This is a genomic window from Streptomyces sp. NPDC001493, from assembly GCF_053597235.1.
Window position 1 is genome coordinate 271,177 of record NZ_JBSFHV010000007.1, and the last position, 20,601, is coordinate 291,777.

Genomic DNA, 20,601 nt, shown 5'->3' on the forward strand with positions numbered 1-20,601 from the left:
AACCCTTCATGGCGCACCAGGACGACACCCGGCGGGCGACCGCCGTTCGGCTCCTGAGTCTGAGGTGGGCGTAACTGGACGGAACCGCTCGGATCGAGCGGCACACGACCGGGCGGTGACGGCTTGAAGCCACCGCCGGCGGTGAGACCGGGAACGGACCGCGGGGGACCAGGCCACCCTCGGCACTGTCCGGAGACACCGGCTGAGCACCCTCGAAGTGCTGTCGAAGCGCTTCGATGTTGCAGCGAGGTTAAGTGAAGGGGACCGGTCGCACAAGGGTTCGTCCACACATTCCTCGGAGCTGTTTCCGTAACGTTTCCCGCGTTCCTGTGCGGCTCCCGTGAGCCGGGCAGGCCGAGTCAACCCCCGTGCACTCTTGACACTTTGCCGGTCGGCCATCGAGCATCGAAGCGCTTCGAAAGATCACTCGCTGATGTTCCGAAGGACCGTGGCGGCCCATGGCTCCGCCAGACCTCCCACCTTTCCAAGGGGACCCCGCACGTGACGGACCTTCCGCTTCCCTTCCGCGACCCGCAGTTGCCCTTCGAGGCGCGCGTCGACGACCTGCTCCAGCGGCTCACGACCGACGAACGGATCGCGATGCTGCACCAGTTCGCGCCGCCCGTGGAGCGGCTGGGACTGGCCGCCTTCCGTACCGGCCAGGAGGCGCTGCACGGTGTGGCCTGGATGGGCGGGGCGACCGTGTTCCCCCAGGCCGTCGGCCTCGGCGCCACCTGGAACGACGACCTGGTGCGCCGCGTCGGCGAGGCCGTGGGCGACGAGGTGCGGGCCAAGCGCCGGAGCGACGACCGGGTCGGCCTCAACGTCTGGGCCCCGACAGTGAATCTCCTGCGCCACCCGCTGTGGGGACGCGGCGAGGAAGGCTACTCGGAGGACCCCGCGCTCACCTCGGCCATCGCCGTCGCGTACACCCGCGGCCTGCGCGGCGAGCACCCCCGCTACTGGCGCACCGCGCCAATCCTCAAGCACTGGCTCGCCCACAACAACGAGACCGACCGCGACACCGCCTCCTCCTCCGTGCGCCCGCGCGTCCTGCACGAGTACGACCTGCGCGCCTTCCGCGACGCGGTCCGCGCCGGAGCGGTCGCCGGGGTCATGCCGGCCTACAACCTCGTCAACGGCCGCCCCAACCACGTCTCCCCGCTGCTCGAACGGGAGTTGCGGCAGTGGACCGACCAGCCGCTCGTCGTCTGCTCCGACGCCGGAGCACCCTCCAACCTGGTCGACTCCGAGCACTACTACGACACCCACGAGGAGGCCACCGCCGCCTCCCTCAGGGCGGGCGTCGACAGCTTCACCGATCACGGCACGGACTCCTCCGTGATGACCGGCCGCATCCGCGACGCGCTCGCCAAGGGCCTGCTCGACCCCGAGGACATCGACCGCGCGGTGCGCAGGCTGCTCCATCTGCGCTTCGCGCTGGGCGAGTTCGACCCGGAGCTCGACCCCTACGCGGACACCGACGCCTTCGACACCCCCGCCCACCGCGAACTCGCCCTGGAAACCGCCGAACAGGCCGCGGTCCTGCTGAAGAACGACGGTCTGCTGCCGCTCACGCCGCGCGCGGGGCGGAAGATCGCGGTCGTCGGCCTGCTCGCCGACGCCTGCAAGCTCGACTGGTACAGCGGCACCCTGCTGCACCGCTCCACCCCGCTCGACGGGCTGCGCGCCCGCTACGGCGCGGACGACGTGCTGTACGCCGAAGGTGTCGACCGGGCCCTGCTGACCTGTGAGGCCGGTCAGATCCTCGTCCCCGCGGCCCAGTCGGAGACCGGCGGGGCGCGCGGCGAGGAGGGCGCGCTCGACCCGGCGCTCCTCACCGGCCGCACCGACCTCCCGCCGCTCGTCGCCGCCCCGGAGGGCACCGCCCTCGCCGTGGTCGACTGGGGCGACGGCGTCCTCACCTTCCGCACCGATGAGGGGCGCTACCTCTCCGTCGCCGAGGACGGCTTCGTCCGCGCCTCCGCGGAGGAGCCGGGCGGCTGGATCGTCCAGGAGACGTTCCGCCTGGAAGCGGTCGGGGGACACGACGGAGGACACCGCCTTCTGCACATCGGTACGGGTGGGTACGTGTCTGTCGCCGCCGACGGCGCAAAGGTTGCCGAGGGCGGCGAAAAGATTTCGGCCGACCGCGCGACCGTCTTCGGCGTCGAGATCGTCGAGCGCGGCGCGGACGAGGTCGCCCGGATCGCGGCCGAGGCCGACACCGTCGTCGTCGTCGCGGGCAACGACCCGCACATCAACGGCCGCGAGACCGAGGACCGCACCACCCTCGCCCTCCCCGCCCAGCAGGAGAAGCTCTGGCGCGCCGCGCACGCGGCCAACCCGCGCACCGTGCTCGTCCTCACCTCGGCCTACCCGTACGCCGTACCGGAGGCCGACGCCACCCTCCCCGCCCTGCTGTGGACCGCGCACGGCGGCCAGGCCGCGGGCACCGCGCTCGCCCGGGTCCTCGCCGGGGACGTCTCCCCGGCCGGACGCCTCCCGCAGACCTGGTACGCCTCGGACGACGACCTGCCCGGCCTCTTCGACTACGACGTCATCGGCTCCCGCCAGACGTACCTCTACTTCGACGGCACCCCCCTCTACCCGTTCGGCCACGGGCTCTCCTACGCCTCCTTCGCGTACGAGGGCCTCACCGTCGCCCGCGAGGACGGCCTGCTCCGGGTCGGTCTGACCGTCACCCACACCGGGGCGGCCTCTTCCGACGCGACCCCCTCGGACGCGGCCTCTTCCGACGCGACCGCCTCCGGGGCGACCGCCTTCGACGAGGTCGCCCAGCTCTACGTACGCCGCACCGCACCGGACGCCGCCCGCCTGCCGCTGCGCAAGCTGGTCGGCCACCGCAGGCTCCGCCTCACCCCCGGTGGCTCGGAGCGCCTCGAATTCCTGGTTCCGGTGGCCGAGTTGGGCCACTGGGACGTGGCGCACGGCCGCTGGACCGTGGAGCCGGGTTCCTACGAGGTGCTGGCCGGGGCGTCCAGCGCGGACATCCGGCTCGCCGCCGCCGTGGAGGTCGACGGAGAGCCCTCCGGGCCCCGCCCCGTCCTCGCCGCCGGGATCGAGGCCGCCGACTACGACGAGCAGCACTCCACCGAGATCGTGGACCGTGCGAAGACGGACGGCGACGCGGTCACCACCACCGGCGCCGGCACGGAGAGCGGCCGGCTGGTCTTCGAGGCATGCGACTTCGGACCGGGAGTGCGCGGCGTCACCGTGCACGCGGCCGGTGCGGGCACGGTCGAGATCGAGACGGACACCGCCGCCGCGGCCGTCGAGGTCCCCGCCACCGACGGCCCGTACGACTACCGGTCCGTGACCGCCGCGTTCGGGGCGGACGGGGTGGCGGACCTCCGGGTCACCCTGCGCGGCGCCCTGCGCCTCGCCCGCCTCACCTTCGTCCCCTCGGGAGCGTCCGAGTGACCCGGCACCGCACCGCAGCAGCTGCCCCGCCTCCGCTCACCACCGCCCCCGGCAAGGAGTCCTCATGAAATTCACCGACGGATTCTGGCTCATGCGGGAGGGAGTCAGCGCCTCCTACGCCACCGAGATCCGCGATCTGCGGGTGGACGCCGACCGGATCACCGCCCACGCCGCGGTCAAGCACGTCACCGGGCGCGGCGACACCCTCAACACCCCGCTGATCACGGTCGAATGCTTCACGCCCGCCGAGGGGATCATCGGCGTCCGCGCCACCCACCACGCCGGGAAGGTCAACCACGGCCCGGACTTCGAGCTGACGGCGGATGCCGAGCCGCACGCCTCGGTGCGTACCACGCGGGAGGGATCGGTCGCCGAACTCACCAGCGGGCCACTGACCTTGAGGGTGGACAAGGACGGGCCCTGGGGTCTCGCCTTCCTCGACGCCGACGGTCGCCGCCTCACCGGAGCCGACCGCAAGGGCACCGCCTTCGCCACCACCCCCGACGGCGCCCACCACATGGTCGCCCAACTCGCCCTGGCGGTGGGGGAGAACGTCTACGGCCTGGGTGAGCGGTTCACGCCCTTCGTGAAGAACGGCCAAGTCGTCGACGTCTGGCAGGCGGACGGCGGCACCAGCAGTGAACAGGCGTACAAGAACATCCCGTTCTACCTCTCCTCGCGCGGCTACGGCGTCTTCGTCAACCACCCCGGCAAGGTGGGCTTCGAGATCGGCTCCGAGTCCGTGGGCCAGGTGCAGTTCAGCGTCGAGGACCAGACGCTGGAGTACTACGTCGTCGCCGGCCCCACGCCCAAGGACGTCCTCGCCCGCTACACCGCCCTCACCGGCCGCCCCGCGCTCCCCCCGGCCTGGTCCTTCGGGCTGTGGCTCACCACCTCCTTCTGCACCTCCTACGACGAGGAGACGGTGACCTCCTTCGTGGAGGGCATGGCCGAACGCGACATCCCGCTCTCCGTCTTCCACTTCGACTGCTTCTGGATGCGCGAGTACCAGTGGTCGGACTTCCTCTGGGACCCCGACGTCTTCCCCGACCCGGAGGGGATGCTCGCCCGCCTCAAGGAGCGCGGGCTGCGCATCAGCATGTGGATCAACCCCTACATCGCCCAGAAATCGGCTCTGTTCGCCGAAGGCGCCGAGAAGGGCTACCTCGTCCGCCGGCCCAACGGTGACGTCTGGCAGTGGGACCTCTGGCAACCGGGCATGGCCCTGGTCGACTTCACCAACCCCGCCGCGACCGCCTGGTTCCAGGGCAAGCTGAAGGTCCTCCTCGACCAGGGAGTCGACTGCTTCAAGACGGACTTCGGCGAGCGCATCCCCACCGACGTCGTCTGGCACGACGGCTCCGACCCCCAGCGGATGCACAACTACTACGCGCAGATCTACAACCGCGCGGTCTTCGAACTCCTTGAGAAGGAACGCGGAAGCGGCGAGGCGGTGCTCTTCGCCCGTTCGGCGACCGCCGGCGGCCAGCAGTTCCCCGTCCACTGGGGCGGCGACTGCTTCGCCTCCTTCAACGCGATGGCCGAATCCCTGCGCGGCGGGCTGTCGTTGAGCCTCTCCGGGTTCGGTTTCTGGAGCCACGACATCGGCGGCTTCGAAGGCACCCCCGACCCGGCCGTCTTCAAGCGCTGGCTCGCCTTCGGCCTCCTCTCCTCCCACAGCCGCCTCCACGGCAACGTCTCCTACCGCGTGCCGTGGGAGTTCGGCGAGGAAGCGGTCGACGTGACACGGCGGTTCACCCTCCTCAAGCACCGCCTGATGCCGTACCTCTACGGCGCCGCCACCGAGGCCCACCGCACCGGCGTCCCGGTGATGCGCCCGATGCTGCTGGAGTTCCCGGACGACCCGGCGACCCGCACCCTGGACCGGCAGTACATGCTCGGCCCGGACATCCTCGTCGCCCCGGTCTTCACCGAGGAGGGCGAGGTGGAGTACTACGTCCCCGAGGGCACCTGGACCCACCTGCTCACCGGCGAGACCGTCACCGGTCCGGTCTGGCGCCAGGAGACCCACGGCTTCGACAGCCTCCCGCTGTACGTACGGCCCGGCGCGGTGCTCCCCTGGGGCAGCGACGACCAGCGCCCGGACGGAGACTGGCTCGCCGACCTCACCCTGCGGGTCTACGGCCCCGCCCCGGACTCCGGGACGACCACGACCGGGGTCACCGTTCCCGGCCTGACCGGCGAACCCGCCGCCGCCTTCCACGTCACCCGCGACGCGGACGGCGTACGGGCCACGGCGGAGGGCAGCGGCCGGCCCTTCCGCGTCGTGGTCGAGACGACGGGCGCGACGGCGGAGGGAACGGGCACGGTGGAGGTGCCGCACGCCGGCTGACGTGGACGTGGCGGCCGGTCGTGCCGGTGGACGGCCCACCGCTCCCCGGCACGACCGACGGCCGGGACCGGGCACGACCGTCCGCCGGGACCGGGCACGACCGACGGCCGGGACCGGGCACGACCGTCCGCCGGGACCGGGTACCACAGCACCCGGTCCCGGACTCCGTCCCCCTCGGGTCCGGGGGCGTCCGGAGGGGCTGGCTAACATGCCCGCATGCCGTCCCCGACCCTCTCCCTCTCACCGCTCCGCTTCTCCCCCCAGGAGATCGCCGAGCTGGTCGACCTCTACACCAGCAACCCGGAGTACTGCCGCGCCGCCGGGGAGTACGACCCCGATGACGTCCGGGCCGACCGGGTCGAAGCCGATCTGCGGGAGGAATCCGCCACCGAGGGCGGCGAGGTGCTGCTCGCCCGCGACGAGCGGGGACGGCTCGTCGGGCTGCTCTGCCTCCTCGGCCGCCACCCGAAGGACGGCCTGCCCTGGATCGGGCTGCTGATGGTGCACGGCGACTTCCGCCGCAAGGGCATCGGCCGGTCGCTCGCCGCCCTGGTCGAGGAGCGGTTCACCGGCGAGGGCCGGAGCGGCATCCGCCTCGCGGTCCTGGAGAACAACCCCGACGCCCTGACCTTCTGGAGCGCGCTGGGCTGGCAGGAGATCGACCGCCGTACCGACCGCGAACACGGCCGGCCCTGCTACGTCATGCACAAGCAACTGGGCTGAGCCCACGGACGGCCTCCGGGCCGGTCAGACGTGGGGGACGACCACGACCTGGACGTCGTCCTCGTAGACGACCCGGCCCGGATCGGCCGACTCCACCCGCACACAGGGGACCCCGTGGGCGGCCAGCAGGTCGAGGTAGCCGTCCACCCGCTCGACGAGATGGACCGCGGAAGCCTTGAACCACGCCACCGCGCCGGGGTTCACCGCGGAGTCGTAGACCTCCGGATCGGCGTCCGACGGGTTCGGGTAGTGGCCGTCGTACCAGTCGTTCGCCGCCCGCCAGTAACGGAACTGCTCCTCGTTGAGCCGCCCCTCCCGGGCGAGCCCGTTGGCAAGGCCGAACACGCCCGGGTACTGGCCCCGGTGGTTGCGGACCGGGCCCTGGAACCTGATGTAACCGGTGTCGCCCATGCCGTACGTCTCCTGACTCCCGAGGCCGCCCCGGGGGCCCGGGACGGGACGCGCGGGGCCACCCTACGGCGGCGGGCGCGGGCGCCGAAGCCGGAGCCGGACGGCTCGGGCCCCCGGGTCACAGCCCCACGAGCAGCTGGACGCAGACGATCTTCACCAGGATGCTCAGCGCGAACAGCGTCGAATAGCCGCTGTTGACCCGGCTGTCGCTCACCCGGCTGTTGGTGTACGCGAGGATCGCCGGGTTGCCCACGTACCCCGAGAGCAGGCCCATGGTCCGCTCCCGGCTCTGGCCGAGCGCCTTCGCGACCAGGACCATCAGCGCGTAGCTGACGACCGCGCCGACGACCAGGACGGCCAGCAGCTTCAGGCCGAACATCGAGAAGGCGTTCTCCCGGAACGAGTAGCCGGAGCTGAGGCCGACGATGGCGAGGAAGAGCAGCAGGCCGATCTGGCGCAGGGTGAGGTTGGCCCGGGTCGGCAGCGTCCAGACCAGAGGGCCGGTGCGCCGCAGCCAGCCGAGGACCATGCCCATCACCAGCGGGCCCGCGCCGGTGCCGAGGGCCAGGGTGGTGTCGCCGAGCGTCAGGGACGGGATGCCGATGAGGAAGCCGAGCGCGAGGCCGAGGCCGAGGCTCACCGCGCTGACCTCGCTGACCTTCGCCTCCGTGTCGCCGAGGAAACGGGTGACGTCGACGGAGCGCTCGCGCGGCATGACCACGCGGAGCCGGTCGTCCAGCTGGAGGACGAGACCGTCGTGGGCGAGCATGTCGAAGTCGCCGCGCCGCACCCGGCTGACGGCCGCCCCGTAGGTGTCGGCCAGCCGGAGTTCGGCGACGGTGTGGCCGGCCAGGTCCGGGTTGGTGAGCAGGACGCGGCGGTAGTCGACGGTGGACCGGTCGTCGAGCAGGTGGGCGGCGGCGAGTTCGCCGAGGCGGGCGGTGGCCGCCACCACGTCCTCCTCGCCGCCCACCACCTCGACCAGGTCCCCCGGGTGCAGCCGGTCCAGCCGGAGGGCGACCCGGGGCGCGGCGCCCACCGCCCGGTACTCGCTGGCCAGGACGCGGTGCTCGGCGACGCCCGGTACGTCCGCCCAGGCGATCTCGCGGGTGACGTGCACCGTCCGGGTGACGAGGGTGGCGGGCAGCCCGGAACCGGGGTCGCGGCGGGCGGTCCACCGGCGGCGGGCGGCGATGGCGGCGATGAACAGGATGGTGATCACCACGGCGAACGGATACCCGATCGCGTACCCGACGGCGGGCTGCGCCGGGTCCTCGGACGCGGCCTGGGCCGCGGCGAGGCCCGGGGTGGTGGTCCCGATGCCCGCGAACCCGCCGGCGAGGAACGGGCCGCTGATGCCCAGGGCGCCGTGGCCGAGCGCGCCCACCACGACCGCGGTGACCACGAGCGCCACGACCGCCCCGGCCATCACCGCCAGCTGGCCCCGGAGTTCACGGAAGAACGCGGGGCCCGACTCCAGCCCGACCGTGTAGACGTACAGGGCCAGTCCCAGGGCGGACACCCCGGCGGGCAGGGCGTCGGCGATGTCCTTGTCCAGGGCGCCCACCAGGAGGCCGATGAAGAGCACGCCCGCCGCGCCGAGCCGGACCGGGCCGAAGCGCACCATGCCGAGCAGGGCGCCGACCGTGATCACCGAGAACACGGTCACCCAGGGGTTGTCCGCGAAGAACTGCCACACGCGCGCCACCTCCTGCCTTCCGACCAGCGTGGGGGCCTTTCGGCCCAGCCCTGTCGGGGGCAGCTTCCGGCAGGCCCGTACGCCCCGCCACTCGGCGCCGCGCGGTCCGGACACGACCGCGCCGCCGCCCCGGAGCGGGACGGCGGCGCGGCACGCAAGGGGCGCAAGGCCCCGTCAGACGCCCGGCGGTACGTGCGACGGGCGGCCCCGGCCGCGCGTCACGGAGTAGCCGAAGACGCCCGCCAGGGCGGCGAGCACCGCTCCGCCCGCGCTCCACAGCCAGCGCTGCGTCCACCAGCCGGAGGACCAGCCGTCCTCCGGCTCGCTGCCGGCCACCACGACCGGCTCGTCCGTCGCGCCGTCCGTGGGCGCGGCGGACGCGGTGGATCCGGCGGCGGCACGCACGGCGGAGGAGCCGGGCACCAGCGGCTCGGAGAGGGTGCCGTCCACGTCGTGCGCGCTGCCCGCGTCGATCGAGGTGGCCTCCACCCGGGCCCCGATGGGCTGGCCGAGGTCGGTGTCGGGCAGGTCCAGCACGGTCAGCCGTACGTAGTAGCTGCCCGGCAGCGGATCGTTGGCCCACGGCTCGGACCAGGCGCGCACCGGGCGCAGCACGCAGTCGAGCTCGACCGTCGCCGCGTCGGCCGCCGCCGTGCGGGTCTGGTGGCCGTACATGCACGCCTGACGGCGGCGCAGGCCGTCGTAGACGTCGATCTGCCAGGTGGACGCCCCGTGCCGGAGCGACGCCTCGGGGAGCGTCACGGTGGCCCGTACGGTCGGGCGCTGCCCGGCGTCGGCCGGGAAGACCCAGTAGAGGTAGTCACCGGTGGAGGCCTGCGCGGTGCCCGCCTGGTCCTGCTGGAGGGCGGTCGCGGTACGGAAGGTGGTGCCGGCCTCGGTGGGTCCGGCGTCCGAGCCGTCCTCGCCGGGGCTCGCGGAGGCGGACGGGTCGTCGGCCAGGGCCGGTCCTGCCGAGGAGAACAGGGCGAGGCCGGCGACCAGGGCGCCCGCGCTCGCGCGCAGCACCCGGTGGGTGCGTGCGGTCCGGGTACGGGGGGTCGTACGCATCAGTTGGTCCTCCATACGGCGACGCGCCAGCGCGAGATCCAGCCGAACAGCAGACCCGCCAGCAGACCGGCGAGCAGCATCAGGCCGAGGAACCACCAGCCGCGGCCGAGGCCGAAGGCCGCGGTGTCCGCCGCGTCGTCGGGGGAGTCCACCACGTCGATGGTGAGCTCGACCGGCATGCCGGGGCCGGTCTTCACCGAGGTGGGGGAGGAGAAGGAGTCGCCGACCTGGAGGCAGACGGCCTCGGGGGTCTCGGCGTCCGCGTCGTCGTCCGCCTCGGCCCTGGGGTAGCGCAGGCCGGTGGAGATGGCGTCGGTGCGGCCGGTGCCCGATTCGGAGCCCCGGACGATCTCCCGCCCGTGCGTGGTGACCGCGCGCATCAGGATGCCGTAGTCGTTGTTGACGGCCCGGTCGGCCGACACGGTGACGGAGGCCCGCAGCTCCTGGCCGGGCAGGACGTTCACCCGGTACCAGCGGTGCTCACCGAGCTTCGCGCGGTCCGTGTACAGCCCGGGGGCCAGCTCGGGGGCCTTGGCACAGCTCGCCGCGCCCTCGGTCGCCACCGGGGTGACGACGGGTTCGGCGGCCCGGTCCACCAGCTGGGTGACCCGGTGGGACAGGTCCTCCTTGTGCTGGACGGCCGTGTACGTGCCACCGGTGGCCTCGGCGATGCAGGTCAGCTGCTGCCGGATCTTGGCGTTGGGCACCAGGCCCAGGGTGTCGATCACGAGGTGCACCCCGCGGGCGGCGATGTCGCGCGCCACCTCGCACGGGTCGAGCGGGCCGCAGGTGTCCTCGCCGTCGGTGATCAGGACGATCCGCCGGGTGGACTCACCCCCGTCCAGGTCGTCCGCCGCGCCCAGCAGCGCCGGGCCGATCGGGGTCCAGCCGGTGGGCGCGAGGGTCGCGACCGCCGTCTTGGCGTCCGTACGGTCCAACGGGCCGACCGGGTACAGCTGCTTGGTGTCCTTGCAGCCGACCTGCCGGTCGTCGCCCGGGTAGTTCGCGCCGAGGGTGCGTATGCCGAGCTGGACCTCCTCGGGTACGGCGTCCAGCACGTCGTTGAACGCCTGCTTGGCCGCGCTCATGCGCGACTCGCCGTCGATGTCACGGGTGCGCATGGACCCGCTGACGTCGAGGACCAGTTCGACCTTGGGCGAGGAGGCGGTGGGGGGTTCGTCGGCGGCGGCCGGCACGGCGGTGCCGATTCCGGCGGCCAGGGTGGCGAGGAACAGGCCCACCCCGGTCGTCAGCCGTTTGGTTGTGATCATCGCCGGATCCTATTGAACATCGGTTCGCATCCCCAAACCCGCTGCGCGGAAGCGGGTTCGGGGATGCCCGAGGTGATCCGGCGGTGCTCCCGGGGTGTCGTCAGCCGCCGAGAAGGGGCTGCGCGGACCGGTCGAGCACCGATCCGATCCGCTCCCAGGCCGCCGTGTCCCGCTCGACCGCGTCGAGTTGACGGTCCGTCCCCGCCGTGCCGTTGCCGTTCCACTCCGTCGCCAGGGCGACCGGGTCGCCACCGCCGGCCGCGGAGGCCGCGAGGGCGGCGGCGCCGAGCGCGACCAACTCGCCGTTGGCGGGCAGCACCAGGGGCCGGCCGGAGAGCCGGCGCACGGTCTCGATCCAGGTGGTGCCCTGCGCGCCGCCGCCGATCAGGCGCAGCGGGCGGGCGGCGACCTCCGGGTCCGCCGGGTCGAGCCCGCAGGCGCGGAGCAGTTCGTCCATGGCGTGCAGCACGGTGAACGCCGCGCCTTCGTAGGCGGCGCCCAGGAGCTGCTGCGGGGTGGTGTCGTGCCGCAGCCCGGTGAGGAGCCCGGAGGCGTGCGGCAGATCGGGGGTGCGCTCGCCGTCCAGGTACGGAAGGAGCACGGCCTCGCCGCCGGGTGACGCGTCGTCACGGTGCAGCCCGAGCAGCGCGGCCACCTTGTCCACGGCGAGGGTGCAGTTCAGCGTGCAGGCGAGCGGGAGGTACGTACCGTCCGCCGCGGCGAAACCGGCGAGCGCCGGGGAGGCGGGCCGGGTGCGCGAGGCCGCGAAGACGGTGCCGGAGGTGCCGAGGCTGAGCACGGGGTGGTCGAGGAGCCCGGCCGCGCCGAGGCCGAGACCGACGGCGGCGCTCATGTTGTCGCCGGTACCGGCCGCGACAGCGATGCCGGCGGGCAGTCCGAGCGCCTCGGCCGCCCGGGCGGTCAGCGACCCGGCGCGGGCGCCGCCGGTCGGGGCGACCTCGGGCAGCAGCGCGGGGTCCAGGCCGATCAGGGCGAGCAGCTCGGGGTCGTACGCGCCGGTGGCGGTGGAGTACCAGCAGGTGCCGGAGGCGTCGCCGGGGTCGGTCACCGCGACGCCGGTGAGGCGCTCGGTGAGGAAGTCGTGCGGGAGGCGCACGCCCGCGGCGGCGTCCGCGCTCGCCGGGTCGTTCTCGCGCAGCCACTGCCACTTGGCGGCGGTCATCGAGGCGACCGGCACCGATCCGGTACGGGCCGTCCAGGCTTCCGGGCCGCCGAGCGCGGCGGTGAGGGCTGCGGCCTGCGGGGCGGAGCGGGTGTCGTTCCAGAGCAGGGCGGGACGCAGCGGCCGGCCGCCGCGGTCCAGCACCACGAGGCCGTGCTGCTGTCCGGCGACCGCGATGCCCGTGACGGCCGAGGCGGGGACCCCGGACTCCTTCATTCCGGCGGCCACCGCCTCGCGCAGCGCCTCCCACCAGATCTCCGGGTCGGTCTCGCGGGCGCCGCCCTCGCCCAGGACGGTGTGCGGGGCGCGGCCCACGGCGAGGAGCTCGCCGGTGACGGCATCGGTGACAGCTGCTTTGGTGGACTGGGTGGAACTGTCCACACCGATGACGACCGTGCGCGGCGGCATGGCTACCTCTTCTCGTGCTGCGGGATTTGCTCGTGCGACAAACAAATTACGTGATCGGAGGGGGTGCGAACAGAGGAGTGAAGACTTTTTGGCTCCCAAGGGTTTCGCTTCGGGCCCTCTCGGTGTCATATTAGTAATGGCACTGAACAAATTGGTCGGTCGGCAGAGCAGCCGTCCGGGCCCGTCGATCAAGAGGCAGACATGTCGGACCGCTTCACTCCCACTTCCGCTGACAAGTTCACCTTCGGTCTCTGGACCGTGGGCTGGCGGGGCAACGACCCCTTCGGTGAGCCGACCCGCCCGGCCCTGGACCCGGTCGAGTCCGTCGAGCGGCTCGCGGAGCTCGGCGCGCACGGCGTGACCTTCCACGACGACGACCTGATCCCCTTCGGCTCCTCCGACAGCGAGCGCGCCGCGGTGATCGGCCGGTTCAAGGACGCCCTGGAGCGCACCGGCCTCAAGGTCCCGATGGCCACCACCAACCTGTTCACGCACCCCGTGTTCAAGGACGGCGGCTTCACCTCCAACGACCGCGACGTCCGCCGCTACGCGCTGCGCAAGGTCATCCGCAACATCGACCTCGCCGCCGAGCTCGGCGCCGAGACCTACGTCGCCTGGGGCGGCCGCGAGGGCGCCGAGTCCGGCGGTGCCAAGGACGTCCGCGACGCCCTCGACCGCATGAAGGAGGCCTTCGACCTCCTCGGTGAGTACGTCACCGACAAGGGCTACGACATCCGCTTCGCGATCGAGCCGAAGCCCAACGAGCCCCGCGGCGACATCCTCCTGCCCACCGTCGGCCACGCCCTCGCCTTCATCGAGCGCCTGGAGCGCCCCGAGCTCTACGGCGTGAACCCCGAGGTCGGCCACGAGCAGATGGCCGGGCTCAACTTCCCGCACGGCATCGCCCAGGCCCTGTGGGCCGGCAAGCTCTACCACATCGACCTCAACGGTCAGTCCGGCATCAAGTACGACCAGGACTTCCGCTTCGGCGCCGGCGACCTGCGCCAGGCCTTCTGGCTCGTCGACCTCCTGGAGAACTCCGACTACACCGGCCCGCGCCACTTCGACTTCAAGCCGGTGCGCACCGACGGCATCGACGGTGTCTGGGAGTCCGCGAAGAACTGCATGCGCAACTACCTGATCCTCAAGGAGCGCGCGGCCGCCTTCCGCAACGACCCGGCCGTCCAGGAGGCGCTCGTCGCTTCCCGCCTGAACGAGCTGGCGCAGCCCACCGCCGCCGACGGCCTCAAGGGCCTCCTCGCCGACACCTCCGCCTATGAGGAGTTCGACGTCGACGCCGCCGCCGAGCGCTCCATGGCCTTCGAGGCCCTCGACCAGCTCGCCCTGGACCACCTCCTCGGCGTCCGCTGAACCGACCCGTCACGCGCTCCGCGTCCCGCTCTCCGTCGGGCGGCCCGCGCCACGTGATGCGTCAACCGGCAGGGGCCGGGCCGTCCACCAGGACGGCCCGGCCCCTGCCGTTCGTGCGCGGGGTCCCCGCCCCGGAGCGGCTCCCCCGGCGCGGGGACCCCGCCCCGGGGGAGTCTCAGGGCTCCCGGGAGGCGTACGCCACCGGGTCGGCCAGCACGTCCTGCATCACCAGGGCCGCCGCGCCCCGGGCCGCGTCCCCGGCCACCGAGGACGCCCGGAGCCTGCCGCTGCCCGGCGACCAGAGACCGGAGACCACCCGGCCGGTCAGCTCCTCGTCGGCGGGCCCGCCCAGCCACGGCATCAGGCCCCGGTAGATCCCGCCGAGCACCACCGCGTCCGGGTCGATCAGGTTCACCGCGCCCGACAGGACGCGCCCCAGCATCCGGCCCGCCTCGCCGACCGCCGCCTCGGCGCGCGCGTCACCGGCGCGCACCCGGCGCTCCAGCTCGATCACCGCCGCACCGCCCCCGGCCCCCTCTATGCCCGCAGCCCGCAGCAGCGCCGCCTGCCCGGCGTACTGCTCCAGGCAGCCGCGCGAGCCGCACCGGCACTCGGGGCCGGACGGGTCCACCACCACATGGCCGATCTCCCCGGCGAAGCCGTGCGCGCCGCGCAGCAGCTCGCCACCGATCACCAGGGCGCCGCCGACGCCGATCTCGCCCGTCAGATAGAGGAAGCTGCGGACGTCGCCGAGACCGCCGAACCACAGCTCGGCCAGGGCCGCCAGGTTCGCCTCGTTCTCCGAGCTGACGGGGAGCGGGCGGAGCCCCGGGCTCAGCACCGCGAGGGCCTCGGCGAACAGGCGTTCCGCCGGTACCTGGTTCCAGCCGAGGTTGGGCGCCTGGCGCACCGCGCCGCCGGAGACGAGGCCCGGCAGGGCGAGGGCCGCGCCCACGGGATCGAGTTCCTGTTCGCGGGCGGAGTCCAGGGTCCGCGCGGCGATCCGGGCGGCGCGCACCAGGACCTCCTCCGGCGGCTCCCCCCGGTTGTCCAGGTGCTCCGTCTGCCGTACCCGCCCGGTGCCCGCCAGGTCGACGACGCACACCGAGACGTAGTCGATGTTGACCTCCACACCGATGCCCGCGGGCCCGGTGCGGGCGACCTTGAGCGCGGTGCCGGGGCGCCCCGCCTGACCGCTGAAGGTCTTGCCGGACTCGGTGAGGAAGCCGGTCTCCAGCAACTGCTCGACCAGCGAGGACACCGCCGCGCGCGTGAGGCCCACACGGGCCGCCACCCCGGCCCTGGTCGCCTCGCCGGTCTCGTCCTCGTCGCGGACGGCGCGCAGGACGAGGCTCAGGTTGTGCCGCCGGACGGTGTCCTTGTCGGCCTTGGGACCCAGCTGCGTGAGGTGGTTCTTCATATCGTCCACGAGCCTATGTGATGGCGGGCGCCAGGGGACCGGGAGCGGGGCAGACCGCTCCCGCCGCTCCGGTCAGTCCTTCGCTCCACGCTCGCGGAGCATGTCCGCCATGAGCGCGATCTCCGACCGCTGACCGCGCACCATGCCGGTGGCCAGGTTCCTGATCAGCTCGGTGGTGGCCGAGTCGGCCGCCGCCTGCGCCATCTCCGCTCCCGCGGTGTGGTGCGCCGTCATGAGCCGCAGATAGAGGACCTCGGCCTCCTGGCCCTTCGCCGCCCGCAACGCGTCCAGCTGCGTGTCGGTGGCCATGCCGGGCATCAGCGCCCCATCGTGCGGCGTGACCGTGTGCCCCATCCAGCGCATCGGGGGAACCGCCGAGCTCTTGGGCAGCCCCCACGCCTCCAGCCAGCCCAGCATCATGCCGCGCTGGTTGGCCTGCGTGTTGATGATGTCGTAGGCGAGCCGGCGCACGTCCTCGTCGTCGGTGCGGTCCCGGACGATGAACGACATCTCCACGGCCTGCTGGTGGTGCACGGACATGTCGCGGGCGAAACCGGCGTCCACCGATCCGTCCGCGGGCGCCGACCGCCCGGCCGGGGACGCGGCGGCGGACGAGGAGGCGGAGGACGGCCGTACGACCATCAGCGCCACCAGCCCCAGGGCGAGCAGCAGGACGGCGGCGCCCGCCACCGCCAGCCGCCGCGACCCGGCCGCGCGGCCGGCGCCCGTCACTTCTCCTTCCCGCCGTTGCAGGCGGCGCCCGGCTCCGGGGTCTGCGCGCCCTGCACGTACTTGGTGAAGAACTGCGCGACCCGCGGGTCGGACGCGCTGGTGACGGTGACCTGCTTGCCCCAGGCGCTCAGGATCAGCGGGTCGGCCTGGTCCTCCAGCGGGCTCATCAGGGAGTACGGGGTGGCCTCGACCCGCTCGGCGAGCGCCTTCACGTCGGCGTCGGAGGCCTTGCTGTTGTACGTGACCCAGACGGCGCCGTGCTCCATGGAGTGGACGGCGTTCTCCTTCGGTATCGCCTCGGTGTACACCTCGGCGTCGCAGTTCATCCAGACCGGATTGTGGTCGCCGCCGACCGGCGGGTTCATCGGGTAGGTCACGGGCGTCTCGACATGGTTCTGGGTGAGCTTGTCCCAACTGCGCTCGCCCACGATGGTGTCGGTCTTGGCCTTCGCCTCAGTCTTCGCCTCGGCCTTGTCCTGGTCGTCCGCCTTCGTGATCAGGTAGCCGCCGCCGACGGCGAGCGCGGCGACCACCACGACGGCGGCCGAGACGGCGACGATCCGGGCGCGGCGCTGTCGGCCACGCTCCTTGCGCCGCGCCTCCTCCAACTTGGCGCGCCGCGCTGCGGAGGCGGGGTTCTGGTCCTGGGTGGAAGTCATGGTCGTCCTCGGGACTCGGCATCGGCGGGGAAGTGCGCCGGGCGGATGGTGCCCCGTACGGGCGGCCCGGGGCAACACCCCCTCGGACGGGGGCGCTTGTTCCCGTCACCCGCCGGTCGGCCCGGGAGGGGTACGCTTCCGTGCCTCTGCCCGGTCGCCGCCGCCATGGTCAACCGTTATAGGTGTGTGAAGTTCCGGGACGTGCCCGCAGCTCCACGGCGGGATAGTGTGCCTCGGTGACCACGACCTCGAACATACCTGCGGGTTGGTTCCCTGACCCGCACGGTGCCACGGAGCTGCTCCGTTACTGGGACGGTTCCCAGTGGACCGAGCACACCCACCCCGCCGCCGGCGCCCAGCCGACGGCCCCGGCGGGCTCTCCGCAGGCCGCCGCCGTGCAGGCCCCGGCCCCTCAGGCGGCCGTGCCCCAGCAGCAGGTGGCGCCCGGCCAGACCGCTCAGCCCGGCCAGATCAGCGCCGGAACGCTCTTCAACCAGCAGGTCCTGGTGGTGAACCAGAAGGCCAAGCTGATCGAGGTGACGAACGAGTACCGCGTCTTCGACCAGCAGGGCGCGACCCTGGGCTCGGTCGTGGAGGTCGGGCAGAGCCTCTTCCGCAAGGTGATCCGCTTCGCCACCAGCTGGGACCAGTACCTGACGCACCGCCTGGAGATCCGGGACGCCTACGGTCAGCCCCAGCTGCTGCTGACCCGTCCCGCCAAGTTCATCAAGTCGCGCGTGATCGTCCAGCGCCCGGACGGGCAGACGGTCGGCGAGATCGTCCAGCAGAACGCGATCGGCAAGATCAACTTCGCGATCATGGTGGACGGTCAGAAGGTCGGTGCGATCAAGGCCGAGAACTGGCGCGCCTGGAACTTCGCGATCGTCGACCAGAACGACGCGGAGATCGCCCGGATCACCAAGACCTGGGAAGGGCTCGCCAAGACGCTCTTCACCACGGCGGACAACTACGTCCTCCAGATCCACTACCAGCTGCCCGAGCCGATGCTGAGCCTCGTCGTCGCGACGGCGCTCACCGTGGACACGGCCCTCAAGCAGGACTCGCGCGGACTCGGCTGAGCCGCGTCCCCGCCGGCCGGTGCCCCGTACGCGTCACGCGTACGGGGCACCGGCCCTTTTTGCGCCCTCGACGCGACGAGGCCGTAGCGACTCCCGCCCCCGGCACCGCGCGCGGGCGACCCGGTACCGGCCGACAATGGCGGAGCGGCCGGGGGGTCCGGCCGGAACAGGAGGGGCGTGGCATGCGGACCCGTCCGCCGCTCGCACGCCGGGGCACACCCGAGGCGCCGCCCCGGGCCGGCGCCGAGAGCCCCGGGGCCGGGGGAGCACCGGCGTGACCGGCGGGCCGAAGCGGGCCGCGATGCTGCGCAGATCCGTCCGCGTCACCGTCTCCGCCTGCGCGGGTTTCTACCCGCTGCTGTACGGAGCCGGGCTTCCGGTCACCGCCCTCTACGCGCTCTTCGCGCCCATCGCCATGGGTCTGCTCTCCGCCGTTCCCGGCTCGGGCCGCCAGCAGGCATCCGTCACGCTGCGGGTGATTCCCCCGGCTCTGGCGGCCGCGACGCTGGGGACGCTGCTCGCGGTGGACACCTGGGCCGCCACCGGCGGGATGCTCGTCATCGGCTTCGTCCTGGCGTTCGCCGCCGTGGCCGGTCCGCGCGCGGCCGGCGTGGGGCCCGGCCTCCAGCTCTTCTACATCCTCGCCTGCTTCCCTCCCTACGCGCCCGGCACGCTCGTGGAGCGGCTGGCCGGGCTGACCATCGGCCTGCTGCTGCTCGCGGCCTGCGAGATCCTGCTGCCCGACCCGGTCGTCCCCACCTACCGGGAACGGCTGGCGACCGGGCTCCGTGCGGCCGCCCATGAAGCACTCGCCCGGAACACGCCGCCCGACCGGCTGCGCGAGGCCGGGTCGGCACTGCGGCTCTCGCACATCCCGCCCGCCGAGCGCCCCGCCGGAGCGGGCCGCACCGACCGGGCGCTGGAACAGGCGGGCCGCGCCGTACGCCGCCTCCTCGGCCAGCTGGCCTCCCTCGCCGAGGCGCATCCGGCGCATCCGACGGAGCGCGATCCGGCGTCCGCGACCCTCCTCGCCCACGTCGGTGAGGTGTGCGAGGCCGGCGCGCGTTCCCTGCGTACGGGGACCGGGGCACAGGCCCCCGACACGCTGGAGCGGGCGATGCGGGACTTCCAGACGGAACGCGTCCGGCTGGCCGCCGGAGAGCGGAACGCCCCGGAAGCGGCCCCGAAGGACGCCCGTAGAGCGGCCCCGGAAGCCGCCCGGGGAGAGGTCCCGGAAGGCACCCCGCCGTCCCCCACCGCACTGCTCCGCACGCAGTCCCGGGTCCTGGCGCTGGCCGAATCCGCCCGGGTCGCCGGGGTCGCCCTGGACATCGCGCTCAACGGCGTACCGGCCCGGAGCCCCGCCCCACGGGCCCTGTTCTGGTACGCGGAACTCGCCACACCGCGTCTGTGGGCCCGGCGGGTGCTGGGCAACGTGACCCTGCGGTCGGTCCTCTTCCAGAACGCCGTACGGACCGCGCTGGGACTGGCGGCGGCCCGGCTGGTGGCCGGATCGCTCGACCTGACCCACGGATTCTGGGTCCTGCTGGCCGTGCTGACCCTCGGGCGTTCGACCCTGGGAGCCACCTGGCAGGCGATCCGCCCCGCGCTGGCGGGCAACGCCGCGGGGGCGGTGGCGGCGGGCGCGCTGCTGATCGGGGTCGGCCCGTACACGGAGGGGTACGCCGTGCTGCTCGCCCCCCTGATGCTGCTGGCGTTCTTCGGCGGGCCGATGCTGGGGATCGCCTGTACGCAGGCGCTCTTCACCCTGGTCGTGGCCACCGCGTTCGCCCAGATCTCGCCGGTCACCTGGCGGCTCTCGGAGGCGCGGATGATCGACGTCGTCACCGGAAGCGTGATCGGACTGCTCTGCGGGCTGATGGCCTGGCCCGCCGGGGCCCGGCGCGAGGTCCGGCGGGCCATGGCTGAGCTGCTGCGCTCCTGCGGCGCGCTGGTGCCGGGCACCGCGGAGGCCCTGCTGATGTCCTCGCCGGGCGGACGGACCGTGCCGGGGACGCTGGTGAGCGTGAGCCGGATGCGCCTGGCCGAGGCCGCGTACACCCAGTACCGCACCGAGGCGTCGGCCAAGCCGGGGGCGCCGGAGGGTCCCGAGGCCGACTGGCACGCCCTGCTCGTCGCCGCCGACGACATGCTGTGGGGCGCGCACCGGCTCCCCCTCTTCGGCCTCCGCCCGGCGGTCCCGGCCCCGCCGGACGCCTGGACCCGGAACAGCGCGCAGCGCCTGGAGGAGGCGGCCGCCCGCATCGCCGCCCGGCTCGACGGCGGCGACAGAGGGGGCGGCGACGGCGACGGTGACAGCGACGGTGACAGCGCCCCGACCGAGCCCCCTGGCGGGAGCCCGCCGGTCCCGCCCTCCGTCGACCTGGAGGTGTGGATCACGAGCCTCGGGCACCAGCTCGCGCGGATCGAGGCCTCACTGGAGGGGGCGGAGCCACCGGGACGGAAGCCCTAAGGGCTGTCCCGCAATCCCTGGTGGGTGCGCGACGACAGCTACGGCACCTCGCCGCGTTGTCGGAACGTCCACATACATCCAGTATGCGGACGCTCCTCCGCCTTGCGATGCACCGCATCTGACGCCGCGCACTGATCCACCACGGATTACGGGACAACCCTTAAAGCGTGTTGCAGAAGCCTGTGGGCGGGCAGGCGGAGCCGGGTTCCGCGCCTTTGTGGATCATGGTGTGAGGGCGTGGTTGTGCATGGTGGCGACGGCTTGGACTGCGTAGTGGAGGCCGTTGCCGCGTTGCCGGCAGTCGCGG

14 protein-coding genes and 1 pseudogene are annotated in these 20,601 nt (G+C 73.1%); 6 read left to right on the top strand and 9 right to left on the bottom strand.

Features of this window, described 5'->3' with window-relative positions:
- Nucleotides 1–501: 501 nt before the first annotated feature.
- The 3 genes from ACWCWD_RS13680 to ACWCWD_RS13690 all read left to right on the top strand — a co-directional run bounded on the left by ACWCWD_RS13680 (nucleotide 502) and on the right by ACWCWD_RS13690 (nucleotide 6,520).
- Nucleotides 502–3,444: a glycoside hydrolase family 3 C-terminal domain-containing protein gene (locus ACWCWD_RS13680; protein ID WP_450772691.1), complete on the top strand. Its 2,943-nt coding sequence runs from the start codon at nucleotides 502–504 to the stop codon at nucleotides 3,442–3,444.
- Between the two features lie 64 nt (nucleotides 3,445–3,508).
- Nucleotides 3,509–5,797, top strand: coding sequence for an alpha-xylosidase (gene yicI, locus ACWCWD_RS13685; RefSeq protein WP_450772692.1), 2,289 nt, complete (start codon nucleotides 3,509–3,511; stop codon nucleotides 5,795–5,797).
- A gap of 216 nt (nucleotides 5,798–6,013) precedes the next feature.
- Complete coding sequence (locus ACWCWD_RS13690; protein ID WP_450772694.1) at nucleotides 6,014–6,520, top strand: GNAT family N-acetyltransferase; 507 nt, start codon at nucleotides 6,014–6,016, stop codon at nucleotides 6,518–6,520.
- Between the two features lie 24 nt (nucleotides 6,521–6,544).
- Here ACWCWD_RS13690 and ACWCWD_RS13695 read toward each other — a convergent pair whose 3' ends face one another.
- From ACWCWD_RS13695 to xylB, 5 genes are all read right to left on the bottom strand, one after another.
- Nucleotides 6,545–6,931 (bottom strand): hypothetical protein, encoded by a 387-nt coding sequence (locus tag ACWCWD_RS13695; RefSeq protein ID WP_450772696.1) that lies wholly within the window; start codon nucleotides 6,929–6,931, stop codon nucleotides 6,545–6,547.
- 118 nt (nucleotides 6,932–7,049) lie between these two features.
- Nucleotides 7,050–8,630, bottom strand: a complete 1,581-nt coding sequence (locus tag ACWCWD_RS13700; protein WP_450772697.1) for an aspartate:alanine exchanger family transporter — start codon at nucleotides 8,628–8,630, stop codon at nucleotides 7,050–7,052.
- 174 nt (nucleotides 8,631–8,804) lie between these two features.
- The gene (locus ACWCWD_RS13705; RefSeq protein WP_450772699.1) at nucleotides 8,805–9,698 is read right to left on the bottom strand and encodes a hypothetical protein; all 894 of its coding nucleotides are present in this window, start codon (nucleotides 9,696–9,698) and stop codon (nucleotides 8,805–8,807) included.
- Nucleotides 9,698–10,969 (bottom strand): VWA domain-containing protein, encoded by a 1,272-nt coding sequence (locus tag ACWCWD_RS13710; protein WP_450772701.1) that lies wholly within the window; start codon nucleotides 10,967–10,969, stop codon nucleotides 9,698–9,700. Before ACWCWD_RS13710 ends, ACWCWD_RS13705 begins: the two co-directional genes overlap by 1 nt.
- A 100-nt stretch (nucleotides 10,970–11,069) precedes the next feature.
- On the bottom strand, nucleotides 11,070–12,560 hold the full coding sequence (xylB, locus tag ACWCWD_RS13715) for a xylulokinase (protein ID WP_450772703.1): 1,491 nt from the start codon (nucleotides 12,558–12,560) through the stop codon (nucleotides 11,070–11,072).
- A 201-nt stretch (nucleotides 12,561–12,761) separates the two neighbouring features.
- Here xylB and xylA point away from each other — a divergent pair, with 201 nt between their 5' ends.
- Nucleotides 12,762–13,931, top strand: a complete 1,170-nt coding sequence (gene xylA / locus ACWCWD_RS13720) for a xylose isomerase (RefSeq protein WP_386892526.1) — start codon at nucleotides 12,762–12,764, stop codon at nucleotides 13,929–13,931.
- A gap of 175 nt (nucleotides 13,932–14,106) precedes the next feature.
- Here xylA and ACWCWD_RS13725 read toward each other — a convergent pair whose 3' ends face one another.
- The 3 genes from ACWCWD_RS13725 to ACWCWD_RS13735 all read right to left on the bottom strand — a co-directional run bounded on the left by ACWCWD_RS13725 (nucleotide 14,107) and on the right by ACWCWD_RS13735 (nucleotide 16,742).
- Nucleotides 14,107–15,351 (bottom strand): ROK family protein, encoded by a 1,245-nt coding sequence (locus ACWCWD_RS13725; protein ID WP_450772723.1) that lies wholly within the window; start codon nucleotides 15,349–15,351, stop codon nucleotides 14,107–14,109.
- A gap of 72 nt (nucleotides 15,352–15,423) precedes the next feature.
- Nucleotides 15,424–15,993, bottom strand: coding sequence for a DUF305 domain-containing protein (locus ACWCWD_RS13730; protein WP_450772725.1), 570 nt, complete (start codon nucleotides 15,991–15,993; stop codon nucleotides 15,424–15,426).
- An 86-nt stretch (nucleotides 15,994–16,079) separates the two neighbouring features.
- Nucleotides 16,080–16,742 (bottom strand): DUF3105 domain-containing protein, encoded by a 663-nt coding sequence (locus ACWCWD_RS13735; protein WP_450772705.1) that lies wholly within the window; start codon nucleotides 16,740–16,742, stop codon nucleotides 16,080–16,082.
- Nucleotides 16,743–16,978: 236 nt separating this feature from the next.
- Here ACWCWD_RS13735 and ACWCWD_RS13740 point away from each other — a divergent pair, with 236 nt between their 5' ends.
- Complete coding sequence (locus ACWCWD_RS13740) at nucleotides 16,979–17,821, top strand: phospholipid scramblase-related protein (protein WP_450772706.1); 843 nt, start codon at nucleotides 16,979–16,981, stop codon at nucleotides 17,819–17,821.
- 301 nt (nucleotides 17,822–18,122) lie between these two features.
- Nucleotides 18,123–20,294 carry an FUSC family protein gene (locus tag ACWCWD_RS13745; RefSeq protein ID WP_450772727.1) on the top strand — a complete coding sequence of 724 codons (2,172 nt, stop codon included), beginning with the start codon at nucleotides 18,123–18,125 and terminating at the stop codon, nucleotides 20,292–20,294.
- Nucleotides 20,295–20,516: 222 nt separating this feature from the next.
- Here ACWCWD_RS13745 and ACWCWD_RS13750 read toward each other — a convergent pair.
- Nucleotides 20,517–20,601: pseudogene (locus ACWCWD_RS13750) on the bottom strand (IS5/IS1182 family transposase); the annotation flags it as partial.

Coding starts and splice junctions, on each gene's coding strand:
- ACWCWD_RS13745 (WP_450772727.1), top strand. CDS start 18,123: ATGCTGCGCAGATCCGTCCGCGTCACCGTCTCCGCCTGCGCGGGTTTC.
- ACWCWD_RS13695 (WP_450772696.1), bottom strand. CDS start 6,931: ATGGGCGACACCGGTTACATCAGGTTCCAGGGCCCGGTCCGCAACCAC.
- ACWCWD_RS13705 (WP_450772699.1), bottom strand. CDS start 9,698: ATGCGTACGACCCCCCGTACCCGGACCGCACGCACCCACCGGGTGCTG.
- ACWCWD_RS13730 (WP_450772725.1), bottom strand. CDS start 15,993: ATGGTCGTACGGCCGTCCTCCGCCTCCTCGTCCGCCGCCGCGTCCCCG.
- ACWCWD_RS13735 (WP_450772705.1), bottom strand. CDS start 16,742: ATGACTTCCACCCAGGACCAGAACCCCGCCTCCGCAGCGCGGCGCGCC.
- ACWCWD_RS13725 (WP_450772723.1), bottom strand. CDS start 15,351: ATGAAGAACCACCTCACGCAGCTGGGTCCCAAGGCCGACAAGGACACC.
- yicI (WP_450772692.1), top strand. CDS start 3,509: ATGAAATTCACCGACGGATTCTGGCTCATGCGGGAGGGAGTCAGCGCC.
- ACWCWD_RS13690 (WP_450772694.1), top strand. CDS start 6,014: ATGCCGTCCCCGACCCTCTCCCTCTCACCGCTCCGCTTCTCCCCCCAG.
- ACWCWD_RS13710 (WP_450772701.1), bottom strand. CDS start 10,969: ATGATCACAACCAAACGGCTGACGACCGGGGTGGGCCTGTTCCTCGCC.
- xylB (WP_450772703.1), bottom strand. CDS start 12,560: ATGCCGCCGCGCACGGTCGTCATCGGTGTGGACAGTTCCACCCAGTCC.
- xylA (WP_386892526.1), top strand. CDS start 12,762: ATGTCGGACCGCTTCACTCCCACTTCCGCTGACAAGTTCACCTTCGGT.